A 16,433-nucleotide genomic window follows, 5' to 3' on the forward strand; every position below is an offset into this window, starting at 1 on the left:
TGGTGAGACGGTGGCAGATAACTTAGCTTTCCCGTACCAAATTCGTAAGCAAGTCATGGATACGCAACGAGTGGTAACGGCGTTAAATAATGTTGGGCTGTCCGAACGAACCCTGCATCAGCCGATTATCGAGCTTTCCGGTGGTGAACGGCAGCGGGTCGCGCTGATTCGCAACATCTTATTCTTACCAAAAGTGTTGTTATTAGATGAGGTGACAGCTGGTTTGGATGAAAATAATAAGCAAATCGTGCACGCCTGGTTACGACAGTTAAATGAGCATGATCACGTGACAACGATCATGATTACTCATGACGCGACAGAGATTGCTGCGGCAGATCAATTAGCGAAAGTGGTTGCTGGCAGATTGGAGGTACACGCATGAATTTAGCAGCTAATAATACGTCGCTATTTTTGGCGGCAATGTTAGTGCTCGTCGCGTTAGGAATTAGTTTGTGGCAGAAACTTGGCTTGGATAGGGACATTGTCATTGGTGTCGTGCGGGCTGTTGTACAACTATTTATCGTGGGTTACTTGCTAAAGTATATTTTCCGAGTCAACAATTTGTGGCTAACGCTGGCGATGATAGGCTTCATTATCTTCAATGCGGCTTGGAATGCGAAAAAACGGGGGCCGGGGATTGACCATGCATTAGCCATTTCGTTATTAGCCATTTTTGTTAGTACGGGGGTAACACTCGGCGTCCTCGTGCTATCTGGTGCGATTAAGTTTGTGCCATCGCAAATGATTCCCATTTCTGGTATGATTGCGTCGAATTCAATGGTCGCAATTGGGCTGGCTTATCGCAGCCTCAATAGTCAGTTTCATGACCAGCGGCAAGGTGTGCTTGAACGGTTGGCGTTAGGGGCTGGTCTACTTGATGCTTCGATTGCCATCGTGCGTGAGGCGATTCGTACGGGGATGTCACCTACCATTGATTCGGCAAAGACTGTGGGTCTAGTCAGTCTGCCAGGGATGATGTCCGGTTTGATCTTTGCAGGGGTCGATCCAGTACGGGCCATTAGGTATCAAATTATGGTCACGTTCATGCTCTTATCAGCGACTAGTTTGGGGTCAATCATTGCGTGCTATTTAGCTTACCGTAATTTCTATAATGAACAAAAACAGTTGAAGTAATGACTCCTGATTGCAGTCCCGCGGGGAGTCCTTTATGATGGAAGCTTAGATAAAACTTAATGCGGGGGTATTGATGTGAATGACGCCGCGGTTTGGGTTCCAGTTCCAGCAATGTTTTACTGGGGCTGGTTAGTACCACTCATATTTGGAACCATTTGTGGTTGGCGTTATCATCGCGATAAGGTTCGCCTAGGTAACGGTATTTGGTTTTCGCTATTTTTCTATTCGTTTTTAACCATGCTGGCGATTACAATTTTAGGTAGCAATATCCACTGGTTGATCATTATCAGTGGGACGTTGTTTGTGTTGCTGATCCTGTTGTTTGTGCTAATTCAGCTTGATAAGGTTGACAACGAGATAATTCATAAGAAATCGTAGACGGAGATCGTTTTAACCGCTCAGCCATTTGGATATTGGTCAGTCCTAGCTCACAAAAGGTTTCAATTTTAATTCGTTCAGAATAGGTTATACTAGACAAAAGATCAGCTCCTAAAAAATGGGTTTGTGGTAAACACCATTTTAAAGGAAGCTGATCTTTTTTGTCCGAACAGCGTTCGGATTAATTTTACAATCTACCATAATCAATTTTTGGTTCTGGTGCAAAATTAACAAAATAGTCTTTGTAATACATTGGAACGATTGTTGAACGGATCATTGTACTAATAATTCGATTAGTGATTGTGACCACGAAAAACCAAAGAGACTTGGTTCTCTTTGGCTTACTTTATGTAGTTGATGCATGACTTCAATCCCACTTAGCGTTTTTAGCGCAGTTCGTAGTGATTGAAAACCGCTTGATTTTACTAAGACGTGTTTAATTAACCGATGATCTTGTTCAATCAAATTATTACGATATTTAGAACATTGGTGATTTGCTTTCACCAATAAGCCATCTTTAATTACTTGTTTAATAGCCTTTAAAGTGCCAGCATATTGATCAGTAACCAGACAATCGGGACGACCATAGGTCGTCAATAAACGTTTCAAAAAATGATAGGCGGATTGATAATCACGATGTTTACGTAACTCAAAATCTAGTGTTAATCCATGACTATCGATGGCGCGATAGAAGTAATACCAACGACCTTTGATTTTAATATAGGTTTCATCAACTCGCCAGCTTTGACTATGAGTATCTCGCTGTTTTCGCCATAATAATTTGAATAGTGGCCCGTAATGGTGAACCCAGCGCATGACGGTTGTATGATGAATAATAATTCCACGGTCACGCAAAATTTCAACCACATCACGGTAGCTTAATGAGAATCTAAAATAGTAGCCAACGGCTACCAAAATAATATCTTTTTGGAAATGTCGCCCTTTAAAATAATTTTTCATCATCGCTACCTCGCTTTTTAGGCTAATTATACTCAAAATAAGTTTACCTGAAAATTTTTGCACCAGAACCAACCAATCAAAGTTAGCAGGCTATTTTTTTCTAGCCATTTATTTTAGGCTTTTGGTTGCGTTCCGAAAGATTTGCTAGGCTTTTTCGTTAGCAAAAAAGAATATTTAATTGAACTTTTGCTAAATTAAAAAATAATGAAATAGCTCATTGATTTTTCCATATATTAAAGATATAGTATAAATTGTTTTTAAAATCATATAATACGACTTAATACATATTATTGAGTTGCCTTGTAATAGGGAGATGTTTTTTTGATTAAAACGGATAATCTGGCAGGAATGAATATACATTATCCATTTTATGCTTTAGAAGATTTTTTCAGTTATCAAAATAACATCGGAATTAAAAATGTTGAGTTGTGGGGGGGAACACCCCATTTGTATTTGGATACGGCTAGTTTCGAAAGCTTAAATAAAGTTATTGCCTTAGCCAAAAAGTATAAGATCAAAATACCGGTATTTACTCCTGAATCTATTATTTATCAATACAATATAGCTGCTCCTTATTTGGAGCAGTGGCAAAAGAGCAAACTATATTTTAAAAATGCAATTAGGATTACTGCGGAGCTAGGTGCAAAAATTATGGGAATTAATTCTGGTTTTGGGTTGTTGAATGAGCCAGCAAGTGAAGCTTGGCAAAGATCTTTAGAAATGTTGAGTTCACTGTCCGAATTTGCAGCGCGGCAAAATGTTACGTTGGCCTTAGAAACGCTTAGACCGGAAGAGTCACAAATAGTTACGACTATTGAAGATGCCAAAAAAATGTTGCACGAAGTTAACTCGGATTTCTTAAAGCCGATGATCGATACTACAGCGATAACAGTTGCCGGTGAGACTTTAGAACAATGGTTTAACACGTTTGGCACCTCAATTGTGCATATTCATTTTTTGGATTGTGGAAAAACAGGAGGTCATTTAGCTTGGGGGGATGGAGAACAAGACTTAGCTGCAGCGATTAAGACTTTAAATAAATACAATTATACTGGCTTTTTAGGTCAAGAAATAACTGCTTCAAGGTACTATAAAAAGCCCTTTGAAGCAGATAAGCGAGTATTTCAGCTGATAAAAAATCAGACTGAAAAATAATGAAATTATAGCAAAGCAATACGATCTTTTTAACTACCAACATGTAATACGAGGAGAAATTGAGATGAAAAAAATATACAAGAAATTAATTTTAGTTATTTCGCTTTTAGGATTAATGGTGTTGGCTGCTAGTTGTTCTAGCAGTAAGTCCGCTAGCAAAGATAATAGTGTAAAAAAGATTCAAGACAAGGGAACCTTAGTGGTGGGGACTTCGGCAGACTTTGCACCTTTCGAATTTCCAATCGTTAAAGATGGTCAGAAGCAGATTGTCGGTTATGATATGATGATTGCTAAAAAAATAGCCCAAGCACTGCATGTTAAATTAAAAATCCAAAATGAAGAATTTTCCTCGTTGATTACAGACCTGCGAGGAAATAAGATCGATTTAATCATAGCTGGACTCTCTGTAACTAAGCAGCGTGAAAAATATATAAGTTTCTCAAAACCGTATTATAAAGCAACTGATGTTTTACTAGTAAGAAAAGGTAATGCTGAGAAATATGATTCAGTTAAATCGCTGGTTGGTAAAAGTATCGGTGTCCAGCAGAGCAGTACCCAGGAAACAGAAGCAAAGAAAAGGTTTAAAAAGAGCAACTTAATTGTAGAAAGTGCAGTTACCAACATGTCAACCGAATTATCTCAAGGAAAATTAGATGGTATTGTTGTGGGGCAGGCAATTGCGACTGAGTATGTTGCTAAATTTCCAGATAAATACTCAATTGCTAAGGTTAAAATTCCAGTTAAAAAAGATGCACAAACCAATAATATTGGAATTCGCAAGGGAGATAATGAACTGAAAAAACGAGTTAATAAAGTTATAACACAGCTTCAAAAAAATGGTGAAGATACTAAAATGTTTAATGAAGCAAAGCAATTACAGGACAAATACGGGAAGTAAATTAATTTTTAATAGTTTTAGATTTTAATAAATATAGGGGGATCTTTATGAAGATAGAAGAAACAATTGCCCAGAATATTGTAGATAACAGTGAGAAAAAATTAAAAGAGATTTATTTTGTTGCTTGTGGCGGATCATTGGTTGATATGTATGTAGCTAATTATTTACTTGAGCATGAGTCGCTGACTTTAACTAGTGGGTGGTTTACCAGCAATGAATTTGTAAAATTTCCGCCTAAAAGGTTGGGAAAGCAGTCGTTAGTTATTTTATGCTCACATAGCGGCAATACGTTAGAAACTATTAATGCTGGAAAAATGGCCAAAAAAGCTGGTGCCCAAACGGTCGGATTCACCTTCAATGAAAAGGCTGATTTATTGGAGACGGCAGATTATAGTTATATATATGATTGGGGAAACGAGCGGGAAGTAAGTAATAATCCGATGGCGCTTATTATGACTTTAACAGTTGAAGTGTTCGAAAGAATTGAGGGTTATAATAATTACAGCAACTTCAAAGAGGGATTGGAAAGAATTGATACGATCGTTGCCCATGCAGAAGATTTGGTGCAACAAAGGGCAAAGGCGTTTGCAAACGCAAGAGCAGGTGAAAAGATATTTAATGTAATTGGCAGTGGAGCTACTTTTGGTCAGATATATGGATTTGCAATCTGTTCGTTAATGGAAATGCAGTGGTTGAATGCAGTGCCAATAAATTCAGCTGAATTTTTCCATGGCCCCTTTGAAGTGACCGATAAAGAATTGCCGTTTATTTTAACGCTGAGTATCGGCAGGACACGATCTTTAGATGAAAGAGTAAAGAAATTTTTGGATCGTTATGCCCAAAAGATTGAAGTTATTGATGCAAAAGAACTTGGACTTGATTTAATTGATGAGAGTGTTGCCGAGTACTTCAATCCGGTTTTATTTTATAGTGTTTTATCACAGTATCGAAAAGCTTTAGCAAACGTTCGTCAGCATCCGCTAGACGTTAGACGCTATATGGGTAAAGTTAAATATTAAGGTGGCTTTTGGTATGAAGGTTTTGGGATTAGGTGATGCAGTAGTTGATAAATATATTAACAAATATACGATGTATCCTGGCGGTAACGCATTAAATTTCGCAGTTTTTGCTAAGCAACTTGGACAGCAAGCGAGCTTTTTAGGAGTTCTTGGTTCTGATCAAGCAGGTAGCTACTTGAAAAAAGTTATTGATAAATTGCAGATTGATAGTAGCCACGCCCGGACTGAAGAGGGAGAAAATGGTTACTCTGAGGTCAAAATTGTAGATAATGATCGAATTTTCATTGGCAGTAATAAAGGCGGAGTTTCAGCTCAAAATTTATTAAAATTATCAGCCGCAGATGATGATTATTTAAAAAGCTTTGATTTGATCCACATCGGACTTTATGGTCAAGTTGATCATTTGTTAGATAAATTGCAGTCTCTAGATTTAAAGGTGTCTTATGATTTTTCTGATAATTTTACTAACGAGAAAGTTGATATGCTAATTAATAAAGTTGCATATGTTTTTTTCTCACTAAGTGGCAAAAGTGATGAAGCTGTTAAAAGCTTTTTGCAGCAAGTTTATACAAGCAACAATAAAGTTTTGCTTGCTACTCGTGGGTCAGAAGCAGCGATTGCATACGATGGTAAACGTTTTTTTGAAAAAGCGGCGACAGCGATTGAGAAATCAGTTGACACGATGGCAGCTGGGGATGCGTTCATAACAGCTTTTTTAGTAGCTTATTTATCAAAACAAGTTGGTATTGAAGAATCGATGGTCAAAGCGCATGAATTTGCAGCTGAGATTTGTCAGCTAAATGGATCATTTGGTTTGGGCGTGAAGTATTAAATTTGTCAGCGGCTTCCTTAAGGACAGCCAGTTTATTATAATTGAAATAAACTGGCTAAACTTGCTGGTTATTAGGATTTTATAAGAAATGGGAAGGTTTTAATGAAATACAGTAATTCAATAAGGCCACTTTATCTACAAATACAAGATGATATAAAAAACAGTATAAACTCTGGCAAATTTAGCCATGGCGAGAAGATACCGACTGAGACGCAATTGCAAAAAATGTTTAATGTTAGTCGAGTAACGGTAAGAAAAGCTATCAATGGTTTGGTCGATAATGGTGTTTTGATTAGACAACAAGGAATTGGGACTTTTGTTAATTATAAAAAAGTAAATAGAAAAATAGAGTATGTACGTGGATTTACCGACAGTTGTATTGAGAATGGCTTAACACCTAAAACGATTTTGTTGGACAAAGAAATTATAACACCAACACCAGAGATAAAAAGGCAGTTAAAACTTGCCGATGGTGAACAAGCTATTTGGATTAGAAGAAAAAGATTGGCAAACGAAAAACCAATTATGTTAGAAAATAATTATTTTTCCCAAAAAAGATTCGCATTTTTATTGAATGAGAATCTAGAAAATTCACTATACCATTTATTAGGGAAAAAATATAATATTTTCCCGGACAATCCCGGAAAAACAACTTTGGAATTATGTGTTTCTGACATTAAACTTGCCAAAATAATGGAGATAAATATTGGAGTACCTTTTTTCTATATGGAAACTGAAATCTCAGATCAAAATAAGATTCTAATTCATGTAGGACATCAATATTATTTAGGTGAGTATTATAAATTTGATATTTAATGCACGGGATAAGATTAAGTGCTGCTAATTTTGTTAAACGAAAAAAGTCCTTTAAGGCTCTTCTGCAAGTGGTACTGATAAATAAATTATTTAATTTGTAATTGAAATTGGTATACCTTGTATGTTTAAGCTATCCGTTCTTCAGAATGGATGGCTTTTTTTATATGATAATGGTAATTCAAGTTTAGATAACTGTTCTTTAATGAAACTAAGATTCTGAGACGAAAATTCTCAAAATTTCTGAATCCATAGGCTGTTCGTTTAATAACTTTTATTTTGTTGTTTGTTCCCTCAACTGGACCGTTTGAAAACGAAGTTTTAAAACTGTTAATAATTTCTGATTGATGCTTGTTGAGAGTTCGATTAGCTTTTTTAAGGTTCTGGTGCAAAATTAACAAAATAGTCTTTGTAATTCTTTGTAATACATTGGGACGATTGTTGAACGGATCATTGTACTAATAATTCGATTAGTGATTGTGACGACGAAAAACCAAAGAGACTTGGTTCTCTTTGGCTTACTTTATGTAGTTGATGCATGACTTCAATCCCACTTAGCGTTTTTAGCGCAGTTCGTAGTGATTGAAAACCGCTTGATTTTACTAAGACGTGTTTAATTAACCGATGATCTTGTTCAATCAAATTATTACGATATTTAGAACATTGGTGATTTGCTTTCACCAATAAGCCATCTTTAATTACTTGTTTAATAGCCTTTAAAGTGCCAGCATATTGATCAGTAACCAGACAATCGGGACGACCATAGGTCGTCAATAAACGTTTCAAAAAATGATAGGCGGATTGATAATCACGATGTTTACGTAACTCAAAATCTAGTGTTAATCCATGACTATCAATGGCTCGATAGAAGTAATACCAACGACCTTTGATTTTAATATAGGTTTCATCAACTCGCCAGCTTTGACTATGAGTATCTCGCTGTTTTCGCCATAATAATTTGAATAGTGGCCCGTAATGGTGAACCCAGCGCATGACGGTTGTATGATGAATAATAATTCCACGGTCACGCAAAATTTCAACCACATCACGGTAGCTTAATGAGAATCTAAAATAGTAGCCAACGGCTACCAAAATAATATCTTTTTGGAAATGTCGCCCTTTAAAATAATTTTCCATCATCGCTACCTCGCTTTTTAGGCTAATTATACTCAAAATAAGTTTACCTGAAAAATTTTGCACCAGAACCATCATAATAATCATGACTAAACCCATTTGGCCCACAAAAAATAAAAATGATGAATAATTCAAAAATGATTGAGTTAAGGGTCTATAATTGAAATCCCCCCTAAGATACTGACATAATTTATTTAAGGATAAGTAATAAGCTAGATTTGAATTTAATTTTGATATATTTAAGGAGGTTTACTGTGATAAAAATACAACGGATTTATTCATCTAATTCAACTCAACCTGGATATCGAATATTAATAGATCGTCTTTGGCCTCGTGGAATTTCTAAAGCTAAGGCAAATCTTGATGATTGGGACAAAATGATTGCCCCTTCAAATAAACTTCGCAAATGGTTCAATCATAACCCACAAAAATTTCCAAAATTTAGTGAAGCATACCGCAAAGAATTGGCTGAAAATCCAGAGACACCTAAATTTATCGCTAAAATTAGGTTAAAAATAGCAAACGTTGATATTATCTTACTTATAGTGCTAAGGATGAAGATCACAATCAAGCTATCGTACTACGCAACTATCTCCAAGAAAAATTAAACATCAAAAAATAGTGAAGGTGAGTGCATATGCAGTCTAATGAAAAAAAACAGTGCATTGCTTTGGTGCCAATTTTTGCCATTTTAGACGAAAGCGAATTAACCAAACTATCTCAAAAAGTCACTAGCAGAAAAATATCCAAAGGAAATTTTCTATACAGCTTCGCTAATCAAAACGATACTCTATATATCGTACATCAAGGACAGTTAAAAAATTATCAGATCCTAGAAACTGGAGAAGAACAATTAATACGTTTATTAGGCCCAGGAGAATTTACTGGTGAGTGGAGTATCTTTCAGCCACAGCAACGACATACCGATATAATAGAAGCCCTTAGAGATACTGAAATTTGTCAATTAACACGGGAAAATTTAAAAAAAGCTCTGTTAGACTATCCCGAGATTAGTCTGAGCCTCTTACAACAAATGTCGAAGCGTTTGGAAGTTTCTGAAAAACAAACAGCTACTGTGGCATACTCTTCAATTACTAAACGTATTACTTCCTATTTATCAAGCCTTATCATAAATAAGAAAGATAAGCCCATTAGAGTTGAATTACCTATGACACGAAAGGATTTAGCTTCTTATTTAGGAACAACGCCGGAGTCAATTACTCGAGGTTTTCATAAGCTAGAAAAACAAGGTGTAATAAAGTCCATTTCAGCCAGAAATATTCAGATCAATGATCTTAATGCTTTGTAAAAATAAAAATTGCATCATAGTGGGATTCTTTCATTTCATTATGATGCAACTTTTGTATTTATAGGAAAAATTATTAGTTTTGTACCAGTCCATTTTTTATCGCTTTAAACGATGATTTAGTAGGCGAAGTGCATTTAGAATCACCACAATAATGCTTGCTTCATGGACAAACATTCCAATCCCCATGTTGATCCAATTACTAAATAAAAGACTACTTAATAAAAAGAGAACTACCCCTACTGCAATAACGATATTTTGCAACATGTTATGCCTAGTAGACTTGACTAATCTAAGTGCGGGAGCCAAGCGGCTAAAATCTGAATTTAGTAAAACAATGTCTGATGTTTCAATAGCGACATCTGTCCCATTGCCCATGGCTATCCCTGTATTAGCTGTAGCAAGCGAAGGGCTGTCATTAACTCCGTCACCAACAAAGGTTACATTCTTTCCTTCTTCCTGCAACTTTTTAATATACATTGCCTTATCTTCAGGCAGCATATTTCCCTTAGCTTCAGTTAAACTTAACTGTTGTGCAATTTGATCAACTGTTCCCTGGTTATCTCCTGATAAGAGTACCAAATTTTTAACTCCCAGTTTTTTTAAACTAGCTAATTCATTTTTTACATTGGGTCGTAATTGATCTTTGATCCCTAAAATTAACGCTAGCTGATTATTTATAGCCATGAAAATTAAAGAGTTACCTTCAGCTTCTAATCCCTTACTTTGTGCTATTTCTTCTGGTCTTAGTTTAATTTTGTTAGTTTTTATTAATTGTAAATTACCTAAAGTAACTTTATTCCCGTTTACAGTTGCAGTAATTCCGCCTCCCTTGATCACCTGTGTCTGGGTAACCGGATACTTTAGCGTGTCGGGGTAGGTCTTTACTACAGCTTGCGCTAACGGATGATCACTTTCAGCTTCTATACTTACTAAAGTACTAATAGCCTTGTTCTCATTTATTTCAGGATTTGAAATAACTTTATTCACTCGTGGAGCACCAACCGTTAGTGTGCCAGTTTTATCAAAAACCATAGTATCAACTTTGCTAAAATCTTGTATTGTTTCACTACCTTTTAGTAGTATGCCATGTTTGGCGCCATTTCCTATCCCAGCAACGTTTGAAACAGGAATTCCAATAACCAAAGCACCTGGGCAACCAAGAACTAAGACCGTCACGGCAAGCTCAATGTCCTTAGTGATTAGTCCCACAATGATCGCTAATAATAATACTACTGGCGTATAGTATTTTGAAAACTTATCAATAAAACGTTCTGCACTAGACTTAGAATCTTGTGCTTCCTCCACTAATTCAATGATTTTACCAAAGGCTGAGTCTTCACCAACTCGCTCAGCCTGTAGTTGAAATGTTCCATTTTCTAGGATAGTGCCAGCATAGACTGCCGAACCTATTTGTTTGTTAGCCGTCTTGGATTCGCCAGTTATACTAGCCTCATTAACATACCCTGAGCCAGTAAGTACTTTACCGTCAACCGGAACCTTTCCACCAGTTTTAACTAAAAGGATATCTCCTTCATGAACTTCGTCGATCGGAACTTCCTCAAATTGATCAGCTTGATTTTTCTTTAAACTGACCTCTGGTGCCATTTCAGTTAAAGCCCTAATTGCCTTACGTGTTTTACTAAGTGTAGCTTGCTCTAAAAAATGTCCCGCTAAAAAGAGAAACGTCACTACAGCTGCTTCTTCATAACTTTGAACAAAAAAGGCACCGAATACTGCGATCGTTACTAAAACATCAATACTAACTATTTTGACCTTTAAAGATTGATAGGCTTGGATAGCAATCGGTAAAACTCCGACGATCCCCGAAAGTATTAGTGCAAAGGGAACTATTTTTCCCTGTGTTAGAAAAAAGTGGTCGAGTAAGGCTAGTAAAAGCAGAGAACCATTAATCACCGTTAACTCTTTTTTGTGAGCTAAAATATATTTCTGCATTTCAGGATTCCTTTCTGATATAAAAACAGGTACTATTAACAGCACCTGTTTTTATATCTTGTACTCTATTTTTCTGTACTGTACGCTTGATCTAGTTCAGACAAAAAATTGTAAGTTTTTTCCATTGTTGGGCACGCGTCTGTTGGAATTTTATAGTTATCAGTCAATTTTCTGATTTCTTGGTATTCTGAACTTACATCTTCCTTGGCCTGAGATTTTGCTTCTATTTTGTTAAATAACTCATGTACTTTAAATGTCTCTGGATGATTTTTTCCGTGCGCACGAGTGATCGCTAAAGTATAGGTTTCTAAATCGGGAAAGTACTCTTCTTGTAACTCGCTATATCTACTCATTTGTTGGCTCCTTCTTTCTTTAAATTGTGACAACCTTTGCTTTGATTACTGGGTATCCAATATCTTCAATAGCCTTTTCAATGCCTTCAATTGTCACCTCTTTTTCATTAAAGTTAACCTTTAATTTACTAGCGTTAAACATTACTTTAATACTAGATTTATCAATTCCTTTAACTGAAGCAGCGGCAGCTTCAATCTTTTGCATACAAGTCGGACATGCTAACTCCTCTAAATTGATAACAGCTTTTTTCATCATAAAAATCTCCTTTCTTGCCTCTCTACTGTGTAGTATAAACGGCTTGTATTTTTTTATAATTGATCATCGTCAATTTTTCTCTAACTCCCTAAATTTTCAATTTATATTTTTTCTAAACATTGTGGTTATTCTTTGATTTTTCAGTGAAAGCATACTACAGTTATGGCGTAATAAAAATTAATTTAGGAGGAGATTATCTTATGAATCAAAAATATGATTACCCCAAAACTCGGGCCCAGCTTAACCAGCTAGTAGCTGACCTAGAACAAGTTCAAACTAACGTTCATCAAACTCACTGGTATATGCGTGGCAAACAATTCTTTACTTTACACCCAGAGATGGATGAATTTAATGAAACTTTTGCGGACGAAGAAGATCAAGTTGCTGAGCGTTTGATTGCTTTAAATGGTGCTCCATTTTCAACAACACATGAATTTATCGAGCAGACGGGTTTACCAGATAACAAAATCAAATTTGATCAATTCACTCTGCCTGAATTAATGCAACGTTTAGTAGATAATTTCAGATATCTTAGAGATCAATTTCAAAAAGCAATCGAAATCACTGATGAAGAAAATGATCAACCTACACAGGATATGATTAACGGTTTCAAGACTGATATTGACAAGAAAATATGGATGTTAAGTGCTTATCTTGATAAGGGCCCATTCGATGAAGAATAAATTTTTGGACTGTTGAAAACGAAAAAGACATTTTCTAAAATTTAGGGTCCATTTTTTTACCAATAACCCCTCAAAAACATTGTTAAAATAGCCCCTAATATCTGCATTATAGATATTAGGGGCTATTTATTTGTGTTTAAATTATTATAAACCCTTAGATTAACTAAAATAAGTCACTGTGCGTGCCAATCGCTACTAAGTAAACCTGATCCAATATCTGGGCATAAACCAATAAATGATCGCCATTATGACCATAAAAATGTAATTCTAGGACTTTAAATTTTATATTTTGTCCTGGAACACGCTTTTTAAGCTGTTGTATCACTTTCTTAGGTAAGTTTAGTGGATGTGCATAGAAGTATTCTGGAATGCTCTTATCTGTTAAAAAACAGTCAATTATGTAATCCCAAGGAGAACGTTCCTCGGCATCGAAAGGTACCTTTCCATTAAAAATTGGCCGCCATCTGGGATTCTTCTTCACAACTTTATATTGCCGCTTAAACTGAGTGGTTGGAGTTATTTTACTCATTTAACAACTGCTCCAACTCTTGCTTATTAGTCGCACTCTTTAATTCTGTAGTCCCTGCAAGGTCTTCAGCCACCTCAGTTAACGACCTAGCAACCTGCTTGTTTGGAAAACCATAATATTGTGGTAATCCATTGTTAGCCACGGTTGTCACAACTACTCGCATAAACTCAGACATAGTTAATCCGTGTTGAGCCAGTTGTTCCTGGGCTTTTTTCTTAATTACTGGGTCGATTCTAGTGTTAATTCTGGAACTAGTTGCTGCGTTAGCCATTATCATCAGTCCTTTCTTTTATAATTGTACACCATATGTCACACAAAGTAAAAAAGGAGTGTTATCGTGCAACAAGTTATCTTACCAACCAAAGATTCAAATGTTCTCAAAGAGGTTCAAGATACTTTACTCAATAATTTTAAATCTGGTCAAGCTTAGACGGGGTGCGGGGCGTTAGCGCCCATAGTAGATGTGGCTGGCCACACCTTTGTTTTTTCTCAAATTAGAATAAAAATATTATTTTAACGGTGAGAATGCTTTTTGCCTTTTTTAAAAGGGCTAGGGCTGTCACTAGTTACATGATGATCTTTATACCATTGTTCTGCTTTTTCAGTTGCTATAGAAATAGCTCTTTGATCACTATAACCCTTATCTTTTAAAGCATTAGCAATTTCAATTGCCTTACTGCGAATCGCTTTTTTTAAATTTTTCATCGACTGTGGATAATTACCTTCGCTCCATGGCATGAAAAACCCCTCCAATCAAGATATATTTACAGTGAGGTTAGCGTTCCCAAGCAAGTGTTGTCAATGAATATGTTTATAATCGAAGTTATTATAATTAAATACACTACTAGTTTACATACCCTATTAGTCTCACCCCAAGATTAAACCCAGTGGTTAAGTTTAACTTAGTCCATTCACTTGACCGCCCATAACACTATGGATTGAAGTCAATATTTGAGACAGGTTTTAAGAGACATTCAGAACCGCGTTTACCTTCCACAGCTCAAATAAATCATTAATCGTGATTAATAACTTATTTGAACCATGGAAAGCATTAAATCAGGCGGCCATTTGGCTCGTAAGTGTTGCGATTTCATCAGTCGTTATCTGGTCAAAGTTAGTCTTTTTCGGGAAAAACCAACGTAACCGTCGATTGAAATATTCATTGGATCTCCGTTCCCATGGTGAATACGGGTGACAAAAATAAACTTTAATCTGATAGTCTTGTTCTATGGATCGATAATCGGCAAACTCCTTACCATGATCAACAGTTATAGATTTCACTTGGGAACCGAAGATCCCCATAAACTTTCCAAAGGTATCATTTAAGGTCTTGGCGGTGCGATTAGGGGCTTTGATAGCCCATAGAAGCCGGGTTTTACGTTCTACAAAAGTGACCAAACATGCTCGTGACTGACCTCGGCTAGAAAGTACCGTATCGACTTCCCAATGACCAAAAGCTAATCGCTGATTGACAGATTTTGGTCGTTGTTCAATGGAAGTCCCACTTGTAAATGTGCCACGATGCTCATTAGCTCGGCGCTGTCGGACATTTCGATGGTTCTGGTGCAAAATTAACAAAATAGTCTTTGTAATACATTGGAACGATTGTTGAACGGATCATTGTACTAATAATTCGATTAGTGATTGTGACCACGAAAAACCAAAGAGACTTGGTTCTCTTTGGCTTACTTTATGTAGTTGATGCATGACTTCAATCCCACTTAGCGTTTTTAGCGCAGTTCGTAGTGATTGAAAACCGCTTGATTTTACTAAGACGTGTTTAATTAACCGATGATCTTGTTCAATCAAATTATTACGATATTTAGAACATTGGTGATTTGCTTTCACCAATAAGCCATCTTTAATTACTTGTTTAATAGCCTTTAAAGTGCCAGCATATTGATCAGTAACCAGACAATCGGGACGACCATAGGTCGTCAATAAACGTTTCAAAAAATGATAGGCGGATTGATAATCACGATGTTTACGTAACTCAAAATCTAGTGTTAATCCATGACTATCGATGGCGCGATAGAAGTAATACCAACGACCTTTGATTTTAATATAGGTTTCATCAACTCGCCAGCTTTGACTATGAGTATCTCGCTGTTTTCGCCATAATAATTTGAATAGTGGCCCGTAATGGTGAACCCAGCGCATGACGGTTGTATGATGAATAATAATTCCACGGTCACGCAAAATTTCAACCACATCACGGTAGCTTAATGAGAATCTAAAATAGTAGCCAACGGCTACCAAAATAATATCTTTTTGGAAATGTCGCCCTTTAAAATAATTTTTCATCATCGCTACCTCGCTTTTTAGGCTAATTATACTCAAAATAAGTTTACCTGAAAAATTTTGCACCAGAACCACTTGGGAACTAAATAGCGCTAAAAAAATTGACGGATTCTAGAGGTAATAAGTTGTATTTCCTCAGGCTTTAAAGTTGCTTCAACTTGTCCGTTTGAACGTTTAGTGGGGTCAATAGCACGAACATGTTGCAATAAAGCTGTTCCATGAATCTTATTATGGTTGATCTCCACAAAAAGTGGAGATTTAGCATACTTTTCCACCTGCCAATATTTTGCAGAAGTACTAATTGGTACCACAATCACAGTATTAAAATATTGGTTGTAGTGAGCGTTACTGATAACCAAACAAGGGCGCTTCTTTTTAGTTTCAGTGCCTTTAGCGGGGTTTAAATCAATCCATAAAATGTCACCTTGAGTTAATTTCATTAATCAAAATCTTCACTTTCTACATCTGGTCCCCAGTCGAGTTCTGGAGTAGATAGGTTACCAAATTGTTTTTCTTGTGCTGCAACAGTTTGCCACAGATCGGGTTTACTAGGGATAATAGTAATTGTGCCATTAGGGGAGATTTTCCATTCAATAACGTCACTAGATTGAAGATCTAAAAGATTACGCACGGTTTTAGGAATAGTTACCTGATTTTTACTCGTAATCTTTGAACGAACGGTAGTTGAATCGTTAGTATTCATATAAATCAACTCCTTACTTTTTC

General features: G+C 36.2%; 22 protein-coding genes and 3 pseudogenes. 11 read left to right on the forward strand and 14 right to left on the reverse strand.

The annotated features are described in order from the left end of the window. The 3 genes from AB3Y88_RS12515 to AB3Y88_RS12525 all read left to right on the forward strand — a co-directional run. A partial coding sequence (locus tag AB3Y88_RS12515) for an ATP-binding cassette domain-containing protein (protein WP_367293457.1) occupies nt 1-382 on the forward strand: 382 nt, incomplete at its 5' end. Then, nucleotides 379-1,134, forward strand: coding sequence for an ABC transporter permease (gene fetB / locus AB3Y88_RS12520; protein WP_056959482.1), 756 nt, complete (start codon nt 379-381; stop codon nt 1,132-1,134). The genes AB3Y88_RS12515 and fetB, both read left to right, overlap by 4 nt. Nucleotides 1,135-1,209: 75 nt before the next feature. Next, nucleotides 1,210-1,512, forward strand: coding sequence for a hypothetical protein (locus tag AB3Y88_RS12525; RefSeq protein WP_228890139.1), 303 nt, complete (start codon nt 1,210-1,212; stop codon nt 1,510-1,512). On the opposite strand, the pseudogene AB3Y88_RS12530 reads toward AB3Y88_RS12525, so the two are convergent. Both AB3Y88_RS12530 and AB3Y88_RS12535 read right to left on the reverse strand, forming a co-directional pair. Next, nucleotides 1,454-1,612: pseudogene (locus tag AB3Y88_RS12530) on the reverse strand (helix-turn-helix domain-containing protein); the annotation flags it as partial. The gene AB3Y88_RS12525 and the pseudogene AB3Y88_RS12530 sit on opposite strands and share 59 nt — an antisense overlap. A gap of 173 nt (nt 1,613-1,785) precedes the next feature. Beyond that, nucleotides 1,786-2,472, reverse strand: coding sequence for an IS6 family transposase (locus tag AB3Y88_RS12535; RefSeq protein WP_228890134.1), 687 nt, complete (start codon nt 2,470-2,472; stop codon nt 1,786-1,788). A gap of 321 nt (nt 2,473-2,793) precedes the next feature. Between AB3Y88_RS12535 and AB3Y88_RS12540 the strand changes: the two genes are divergently transcribed. The 5 genes from AB3Y88_RS12540 (at nt 2,794) to AB3Y88_RS12560 (ending at nt 7,192) form a co-directional block, all read left to right on the forward strand. After that, nucleotides 2,794-3,627 (forward strand): sugar phosphate isomerase/epimerase, encoded by an 834-nt coding sequence (locus AB3Y88_RS12540; RefSeq protein WP_056959472.1) that lies wholly within the window; start codon nt 2,794-2,796, stop codon nt 3,625-3,627. Between the two features lie 64 nt (nt 3,628-3,691). Next, a complete protein-coding gene (locus AB3Y88_RS12545) occupies nt 3,692-4,525 on the forward strand; it encodes a transporter substrate-binding domain-containing protein (RefSeq protein WP_056959474.1) in 834 nt (277 codons plus the stop codon). A gap of 47 nt (nt 4,526-4,572) precedes the next feature. Then, nucleotides 4,573-5,544, forward strand: coding sequence for an SIS domain-containing protein (locus AB3Y88_RS12550; protein WP_056959476.1), 972 nt, complete (start codon nt 4,573-4,575; stop codon nt 5,542-5,544). 13 nt (nt 5,545-5,557) lie between these two features. Continuing rightward, complete coding sequence (locus tag AB3Y88_RS12555; protein WP_056959478.1) at nt 5,558-6,376, forward strand: PfkB family carbohydrate kinase; 819 nt, start codon at nt 5,558-5,560, stop codon at nt 6,374-6,376. Nucleotides 6,377-6,478: 102 nt separating this feature from the next. Then, on the forward strand, nt 6,479-7,192 hold the full coding sequence (locus AB3Y88_RS12560; RefSeq protein ID WP_056959480.1) for a GntR family transcriptional regulator: 714 nt from the start codon (nt 6,479-6,481) through the stop codon (nt 7,190-7,192). Nucleotides 7,193-7,317: 125 nt separating this feature from the next. Here the strand turns inward: AB3Y88_RS12560 and AB3Y88_RS12565 are convergent. Further along, a pseudogene (locus AB3Y88_RS12565) lies at nt 7,318-7,569 on the reverse strand (transposase); the annotation flags it as partial. Nucleotides 7,570-7,639: 70 nt separating this feature from the next. Further along, the gene (locus AB3Y88_RS12570; protein WP_080335201.1) at nt 7,640-8,326 is read right to left on the reverse strand and encodes an IS6 family transposase; all 687 of its coding nucleotides are present in this window, start codon (nt 8,324-8,326) and stop codon (nt 7,640-7,642) included. 251 nt (nt 8,327-8,577) lie between these two features. Here AB3Y88_RS12570 and AB3Y88_RS12575 point away from each other — a divergent pair. Further along, nucleotides 8,578-8,945: pseudogene (locus AB3Y88_RS12575) on the forward strand (DUF488 domain-containing protein). A 15-nt stretch (nt 8,946-8,960) separates the two neighbouring features. Beyond that, complete coding sequence (locus tag AB3Y88_RS12580; RefSeq protein ID WP_054758124.1) at nt 8,961-9,632, forward strand: Crp/Fnr family transcriptional regulator; 672 nt, start codon at nt 8,961-8,963, stop codon at nt 9,630-9,632. 96 nt (nt 9,633-9,728) lie between these two features. On the opposite strand, the gene AB3Y88_RS12585 is transcribed toward AB3Y88_RS12580, so the two are convergent. The 3 genes from AB3Y88_RS12585 to AB3Y88_RS12595 all read right to left on the reverse strand — a co-directional run bounded on the left by AB3Y88_RS12585 (nt 9,729) and on the right by AB3Y88_RS12595 (nt 12,191). Then, nucleotides 9,729-11,585, reverse strand: coding sequence for a heavy metal translocating P-type ATPase (locus AB3Y88_RS12585; RefSeq protein ID WP_367293458.1), 1,857 nt, complete (start codon nt 11,583-11,585; stop codon nt 9,729-9,731). Nucleotides 11,586-11,650: 65 nt separating this feature from the next. Beyond that, the gene (locus tag AB3Y88_RS12590; protein ID WP_054758123.1) at nt 11,651-11,938 is read right to left on the reverse strand and encodes a hypothetical protein; all 288 of its coding nucleotides are present in this window, start codon (nt 11,936-11,938) and stop codon (nt 11,651-11,653) included. 19 nt (nt 11,939-11,957) lie between these two features. Next, nucleotides 11,958-12,191, reverse strand: coding sequence for a heavy-metal-associated domain-containing protein (locus AB3Y88_RS12595; protein ID WP_054758122.1), 234 nt, complete (start codon nt 12,189-12,191; stop codon nt 11,958-11,960). A 203-nt stretch (nt 12,192-12,394) separates the two neighbouring features. Between AB3Y88_RS12595 and AB3Y88_RS12600 the strand changes: the two genes are divergently transcribed. Next, nucleotides 12,395-12,877: a DNA starvation/stationary phase protection protein gene (locus AB3Y88_RS12600; RefSeq protein WP_054758121.1), complete on the forward strand. Its 483-nt coding sequence runs from the start codon at nt 12,395-12,397 to the stop codon at nt 12,875-12,877. A gap of 163 nt (nt 12,878-13,040) precedes the next feature. Here AB3Y88_RS12600 and AB3Y88_RS12605 read toward each other — a convergent pair whose 3' ends face one another. The 7 genes from AB3Y88_RS12605 to AB3Y88_RS12635 form a co-directional block, all read right to left on the reverse strand. Further along, nucleotides 13,041-13,406 (reverse strand): type II toxin-antitoxin system YafQ family toxin, encoded by a 366-nt coding sequence (locus AB3Y88_RS12605; RefSeq protein WP_054758120.1) that lies wholly within the window; start codon nt 13,404-13,406, stop codon nt 13,041-13,043. Beyond that, nucleotides 13,399-13,677 carry a type II toxin-antitoxin system RelB/DinJ family antitoxin gene (locus AB3Y88_RS12610; protein ID WP_054758119.1) on the reverse strand — a complete coding sequence of 93 codons (279 nt, stop codon included), beginning with the start codon at nt 13,675-13,677 and terminating at the stop codon, nt 13,399-13,401. The genes AB3Y88_RS12605 and AB3Y88_RS12610 overlap by 8 nt, the downstream gene beginning before the upstream one ends. Nucleotides 13,678-13,919: 242 nt before the next feature. Next, nucleotides 13,920-14,144 (reverse strand): hypothetical protein, encoded by a 225-nt coding sequence (locus AB3Y88_RS12615; RefSeq protein ID WP_054758118.1) that lies wholly within the window; start codon nt 14,142-14,144, stop codon nt 13,920-13,922. A 318-nt stretch (nt 14,145-14,462) separates the two neighbouring features. After that, complete coding sequence (locus tag AB3Y88_RS12620) at nt 14,463-14,999, reverse strand: IS30 family transposase (RefSeq protein WP_261909705.1); 537 nt, start codon at nt 14,997-14,999, stop codon at nt 14,463-14,465. Between the two features lie 24 nt (nt 15,000-15,023). Further along, the gene (locus AB3Y88_RS12625; RefSeq protein WP_228890134.1) at nt 15,024-15,710 is read right to left on the reverse strand and encodes an IS6 family transposase; all 687 of its coding nucleotides are present in this window, start codon (nt 15,708-15,710) and stop codon (nt 15,024-15,026) included. Nucleotides 15,711-15,799: 89 nt separating this feature from the next. Then, on the reverse strand, nt 15,800-16,147 hold the full coding sequence (locus AB3Y88_RS12630; RefSeq protein WP_017867064.1) for a type II toxin-antitoxin system PemK/MazF family toxin: 348 nt from the start codon (nt 16,145-16,147) through the stop codon (nt 15,800-15,802). After that, entirely contained in the window at nt 16,147-16,410 is a 264-nt protein-coding gene (locus AB3Y88_RS12635; RefSeq protein WP_056960396.1) for an AbrB/MazE/SpoVT family DNA-binding domain-containing protein, read from the reverse strand. Before AB3Y88_RS12635 ends, AB3Y88_RS12630 begins: the two co-directional genes overlap by 1 nt. Nucleotides 16,411-16,433 lie beyond the last annotated feature (23 nt).

The sequence above is a fragment of the Liquorilactobacillus satsumensis genome, from assembly GCF_964065465.1.
In the GTDB taxonomy this organism is placed as follows: domain Bacteria; phylum Bacillota; class Bacilli; order Lactobacillales; family Lactobacillaceae; genus Liquorilactobacillus; species Liquorilactobacillus satsumensis.